Origin of the sequence: Prevotella sp. AM42-24, from assembly GCF_003461825.1 — a bacterium.
In the GTDB taxonomy this organism is placed as follows: Bacteria; Bacteroidota; Bacteroidia; order Bacteroidales; family Bacteroidaceae; genus Prevotella; species Prevotella hominis.
In genome coordinates, this window is record NZ_QTXV01000122.1 from 1 (window position 1) to 4,025 (window position 4,025).

A 4,025-nucleotide genomic window follows, 5' to 3' on the forward strand; every position below is an offset into this window, starting at 1 on the left:
GATGTATATTGCGAGGGCGAAAACGGCGAGAAGTTCATCGTTGAAATGCAGAATGCTTATCAGGCGTATTTCAAGGATCGCTCCCTCTTCTACTCAACCTTCCCTATCCGTGAGCAGGCACCTAAGGGGAATGACTGGGATTTCAAGCTCAATCATGTCTATACCGTAGCCCTGCTCAACTTCTGCATGAACGAGGATGCATTCGACAAAGAGAAGATCCGCCATCATGTACAGTTGTGCGATACCGCTACCCACAAGGTTTTCTACGATAAGTTGGAGTTTATCTATGTAGAGATTGCCAAGTTCAACAAAACCCTTGAACAACTGGATACGCTCTACGAGAAGTGGCTCTATGCACTGAAGAACCTCTATAAGCTTACCCAGCGCCCGAAAGAACTGTGCGACAAGGTCTTCGATCGCCTCTTTGAGGAAGCCGAAATTGCCAAGTTTACTCCGCAGGAAATGAGGGAGTATGAAGCTAGTAAGAAGGCTTATCGCGACATCAAGAACTCTATTGATACGGCAAAACAAGAAGGTCTTGCTGAAGGAATAGAAATCGGTATGGAAAAGGGAATGGAGAAAGGCATAGAGAAAGGTAGAGCTGAAGGCAAACATGAGGCCAACACAGAAACAGCACAACGATTGCTGGCAATGGGACTTTCTGCCGAGCAGGTTGCCAAAGCTACCCAGCTGCCTTTGGAAATCATTAAGAATCTAAGCAATTCATAAAAAATACAATAGCGGAGATGTAGATTTCTAATATCACCATATAATCAAGGGTCTATACGCCACCTTGTCATCGTGGCATATAGACCCTTGTCGTTTTCCTGAAGTGCGGCTTTTATTTTGCCACCAGGCATCAAATGTGCTGCCTGGTGGGGGTACAGAGAATCAGGAACTAATCGGCCCAAATTCCCTTATTAGTTGAATTATCCCAGAAATCCTTCACATTTTCATCGCTGTAATCCTCTTCTGCCGCCTTCTGGATAACCGAGTTGGCGAGGATAACAGTGGTTCTCTTTTCCATGACGCTAAGCACTGGCTTGATATATTTTTCCTTTTTCATACCATTTCTATTTATATTACTTGATGATAACCTTCATGGTCTTGCCGCCACGCTTCACGATGTTCACGCCCTTCTGCAAATCCGGGAGGCGACGGCCCTGGAGGTCGTAATATTCTGCCTTGCTATCTGCTGTAGTCTCCAACTGCTCGATGGCTGTGGTACCACCGCTGATGCTGAACATTCTGGCACCTGCTGCAGGAGCAGAAGAGTTATCTACCATGTAAGCACGGAAAGACTTGCTGTCCACAAACTCTGTTGTTGTTTCCTGCAACAGTTTGGCTGGGTTCATCAGCTTGTCGCCCTTCACGATGTAGCAGTTGTTGTCAGTATCCTTGCTGAACATCTTTTGGGTATAGAGTCCCTGGAGCTGATAGTTGCTATTAGCAGTCTTTGAGGTCTGAACATCTTTAGCAATCGCCTTGTCGGCTTCAGAGAATTTGAGCTGTGTTGCTCCATCCTTCATCTTGATGATAACAGGAGTACCAGCCGCGATGCTTGTCTTTATCTCTTCGAGTTCTACGGTTTCTGTAGCATCATCAGCCGAAAGAAGCTTGAAGGCACGGAAGTTCTGACCATCGAGCGTTACCTCGAAAGGCAGGCAGAGCGTAGCCCAGATAGTACCTTCCTTCATCGTGCGGCTGTAAGATGCAGTCTTGGCTGCGAACGGCTCGTAAGCCACGAAGTCCTTGTCATCGGCAAGAACGAGTTTCTCGGCAGCAAGAGTTTCGCCCGTTGCTCCTATCTTCTCATCACCATTCTTGCCCACCAGCTTGCTGAAGTAGCCAGTCTTGTAGTTGGCAAAGATGTGGTCAGTCTTGTCTGAGTTATTCTTATAATCTACAAAACCTTTGAGGTTTGTGCAGTTCGAGAACATGTTAGAACCATCAGTAACCTGACCCGTAACAAACTTATCGCTTGCGTAGATGGTTGTGAGAGCAGAGCAGCTATAGAACATTCCTTGCATATTAGTCACATTCGCAGTATTGAACTTGGCGATGTCGAGCAATTTGAGACTTATGCAGTCATAGAACATTTCGGACATATCCGTCACTTTCTCGGTATTGAAACCTGAGACATCTAACGAAGAGAGATATCGGCATTCACAGAACATATCTACCATATTCGTAACCTCCTTGGTATTCAGATTCTTTATGCCTTCTACTTGCTTCAGGTTTTCGCACCAATAGAACCACTTATAACAACTCGTTGGTCTTGCATTAGCAAATGAAGTATCGAACACAACCTTGGTAATGCCTAATGTGTGTTTCATCCATCCAGGTAAATTTTTACCACCATTGAGTTCATACTCATTTTCTCCCAAAGTCTCCTTGGATGCGAGAAAGAAGGTCAGCGTGCCGTCAGCATATTTCACCATAGGGATTCCAACACTAAAATATCCACCTTCTATCTTGGCATAAGTCTTGTCGGTAGCCTTGTATTTTTTCCATACTTCTTCACCTTTGAGTTTTTCACAATTTGTGAACATACCGCTACTCTTAGATACCTGGGTTGTTACAAACTCACTGCTGGTGTAGATGGTGGTGAGAGCTTGGCAGTCAGAAAACATCCTTTCCATATTCGTCACCTTCTCTGTATTGAAGTTAGTGAGATAGAGAGAGGTGAGAGATGAGCAGGAATTGAACATGTAGCTCATATTAGTCACATTCTCTGTGTTGAAGTTTGTGATGTCGAGTGAGGTGAGAGCTGAGCAGGAATTGAACATGTGGCTCATACTCTTCACATTCGCGGTATTGAAGTTTGTGACGTTGAGCGAGGTGAGTTTTGAGCAGACAGAGAACATGCTGATCATATTCGTCACATTCGCTGTATTGAAATGAGTAACATCTAGCGAGGTGAGAGATGAGCAGCCAGAGAACATACTGGTCATATTCTTCACATTCGCTGTATTGAAATGAGTAACATCGAGCGATTTAAGAGATGAACAGCTATAGAACATGTAACTCATATTTGCCACATTCTCTGTATTGAACTTAGTGACGTCGAGAGAGGTGAGAGCTGAGCAACTATAGAACATGTTTCCCATATTCTTCACATTCGCTGTATTGAACTTAGTGACGTCAAGAGAGGTGAGAGCAACACAGTTATAAAACATGTAGCTCATATCCGTTACCTTCTCAGTATTCAGATATTCCAGGCCTGTAATTGTTTCCAGTTTTGTGAGACGATTAAAGAAATAGCTCAACGATGTAGGCTTGTATGTACTGAAGCTCTTATCGAAAACAATGTGCACAATCGTGCCATTCCCTAAATTCTTATTGATAGCATCCACCCTCATCTTATCTTCCACAACAACACTATTATCAGGAAGGGTTTCTCCCACAAATTTCTTGAAAGTCAAGGTTTGGGTGGAGGATTCATACGTTGCTATATACTTAGAACTGGAAGCTGATGTCTGCGCCACCATATTGGCTGGCAGAAGAAACAACATGAGCAACATCAATGGGAACAGAGCGAATCTACGGAACTTCGCCCCCCCCACTGTTCATACGGCCGGCTTGCGACCCATAGGATTGATTGGTAAAATGTTTCATAAATTAATACTGTATTTGTTATTTATAATTGTCTGCTTATTATTAAGTTCACTCCAGGAATACAAGAGGTTTAACAGCATGATGAATATGGATGCCAGAAATAAAAAGATATCCGAAGATAATACCTAACATGAGTGCTGCCCGATGATAATCAGGGCGAGTTCTTATCCTTGGCATGGTTTCAAATATTTCTTTCATGGTGCAAATATAATGTTTTTCTTTCAAAAAAGGTGTCGCATTCCCCTAAAAAGTGTTGCATTCCTATCAAAAAGGTGTTGCATTCCTATGAATGCAACACCTTTTTGTCGTTTTGTGAGACTCTCCACTCTGTTGGAGAACAGCCTTCTTTGTTCTTGAAGATGCGGTAATCGGGTAGGAGGTAAATGCTAATCATAAAAGGCATTTGC

Annotated in this window: 3 protein-coding genes; 1 reads left to right on the top strand and 2 read right to left on the bottom strand. The window is 43.4% G+C overall.

The genetic code is table 11. The annotated features are described in order from the left end of the window. A partial coding sequence (locus tag DW917_RS16435) for an Rpn family recombination-promoting nuclease/putative transposase (RefSeq protein WP_118120457.1) occupies positions 1-729 on the top strand: 729 nt, incomplete at its 5' end. A 169-nt stretch (positions 730-898) separates the two neighbouring features. Here DW917_RS16435 and DW917_RS17410 read toward each other — a convergent pair. Both DW917_RS17410 and DW917_RS16440 read right to left on the bottom strand, forming a co-directional pair. Then, a complete protein-coding gene (locus tag DW917_RS17410) occupies positions 899-1,066 on the bottom strand; it encodes a hypothetical protein (RefSeq protein ID WP_158570238.1) in 168 nt (55 codons plus the stop codon). Positions 1,067-1,082: 16 nt separating this feature from the next. Next, a complete protein-coding gene (locus DW917_RS16440) occupies positions 1,083-3,566 on the bottom strand; it encodes a BspA family leucine-rich repeat surface protein (protein WP_118120459.1) in 2,484 nt (827 codons plus the stop codon). Positions 3,567-4,025 lie beyond the last annotated feature (459 nt).

What these genes read in the sequence shown, in the direction of transcription:
- DW917_RS17410 (WP_158570238.1), bottom strand. Translation starts at nt 1,066, where the DNA reads ATGAAAAAGGAAAAATATATCAAGCCAGTGCTTAGCGTCATGGAAAAG.